The following is a 1,696-nucleotide window of genomic DNA, read 5'->3' on the forward strand; positions in this document are numbered from 1 at the left end:
CCGGCCTTGTCGTTCTCGACGAACCCGTCTCGGGCCTGCACCCGTCTGACATCCAGCGTGTGGTGGATGCGCTCGATGTGTTGCTCGACTCGGGCAACACCGTCGTCGTGGCCGAACATGACATCCCCGTCGCCGCGTCCGCGGACTGGGTGATCGACCTGGGGCCGGGAGCCGGTCCGGACGGGGGTGCGGTGGTCGCGGAGGGCCCCCCGGACGCCGTCGCGACCGCGGACACCCCGACCGCCGGTTTCTTCCGGCGGTACGCGGCGGGCCTGCCGCTCCTGGAAGTGCGAGAAGGCACGCGCTGCTGAGGGGGCGGGGCGCGTCTTGCGTCACGTCCTGCACTACGGCACCGCGGGCCGGATCGAGAACTGCCGGATCAGCGTGTTTCCGGCCTATGCCCACGCCGCGCCGGGCTGCACGTGATGACAAGGGCACAGCCTTTCGCTCGAGAGCACGGCGGCGGTCTCCGCCTGGCCGCTCCGCGGTTCCCTCTGCCCGGCTGTTGACAATCACCGGCCTGCCATCGGGTGAATAAATCGGTTGCGGCTCGACGAGTGATCACATAGCTTGCGGTCGGCATCGTCGAATCCGTCGTGAGGACACCCGCGTGACCCCGCCTGCTCTCTCCGCCTGACACCTTTCCAAAGCGCTTCGTCACCGACTCCGTCGGTACTACCGGGCTGTCCCGTTCCTGCGTGCCGCAACCGGCGGCTCTGCCGGGACCCCGGCTCTTCAGCGTTTCCGGCCGTGTGACCACGGCCTTCGTCAGGTCAGAGAGATCATGTCTTCACAACCCCATAGAGATCATTCCGTGCTGTCCTGGACCGTACGGCGGACTCGCCTGCCCCTACTGCACTTCCACTGCCTGGAGTGCCGCTCGGCGGTGGCCACCGTCGCGGAGGGCAAGTTCCGGGTGAACGCCAACGGCAAGCTTCTCGACGTGTGGCTTCTCGTCCGCTGCGTCTCCTGCGATCAGACCTCGAAGATCACCGTACGCGAGCGAGTCCCGGTTCGCTCCATTGATCCCGTCCAGCTCCACGCGTTCGAAACCAACGATCCGGCGCTCGTCATCCAGACGCTCCTGGACCCGTTGATCTCCCGGCGCAACCGGTTCAGCCTCGACTGGAAGGAGGCATGGCATCTGCAGACGTCAGCACCGCATCCGCCGACGGACCCGAGCTGGCCGATCCGGGTGGAGGTCGAGTTCCTTGATCCCGTGCCCATTCGCCCGGAGCGGCTGATCGCCCACGGCCTCGGTATCAGCCGGAGCGAAACCGAACGCCGGATCAAGTCCGACGTCCGCCTCAACCGCACCACGACCATGAACTTCACTTTTGTCGTCCTTCCCGCCGCTCAGGGCGGGAGCAGGACGGTGTAGCCACCCGGATCTCGTGCTGAATCCCTGTCTGCCGGCCGTGGCCGACCCGTCCGTCATCGCCCGCGATCTGTTTCCCACAAGTCGGCGAAGCAGATCGCGGGCGATGACCTCCCCTGCCTCGTGTTCGGGAAACAGCCTTTCTCCGCTGACAACCGCCCCGCACCGCAAATGACCTGGTCACGCCCCAAGCGGCAGGCGGGTTCGGCCCGGTGGTGAGGGACGGGCCATGAAGGTGACTCGCCACACCATCTGCCGGGTAGGAGCCTCAGAGGCCGACCGTCTCGTCCGTTTCGGGGAAGGATTTCACCATGTCAG

1 protein-coding gene and 1 pseudogene are annotated in these 1,696 nt (G+C 66.7%); both read left to right on the forward strand.

The window, feature by feature from the left end; all coding sequences use genetic code 11:
- Nucleotides 1-311: pseudogene (locus ABZ260_RS50755) on the forward strand (excinuclease ABC subunit UvrA); the annotation flags it as partial.
- 503 nt (nt 312-814) lie between these two features.
- Nucleotides 815-1,381, forward strand: a complete 567-nt coding sequence (locus tag ABZ260_RS50760) for a DUF1062 domain-containing protein (protein ID WP_355633077.1) — start codon at nt 815-817, stop codon at nt 1,379-1,381.
- Nucleotides 1,382-1,696 lie beyond the last annotated feature (315 nt).

The sequence above is a fragment of the Streptosporangium sp. NPDC006013 genome (genome assembly GCF_040614275.1).
Lineage (GTDB): Bacteria > Actinomycetota > Actinomycetes > Streptosporangiales > Streptosporangiaceae > Streptosporangium.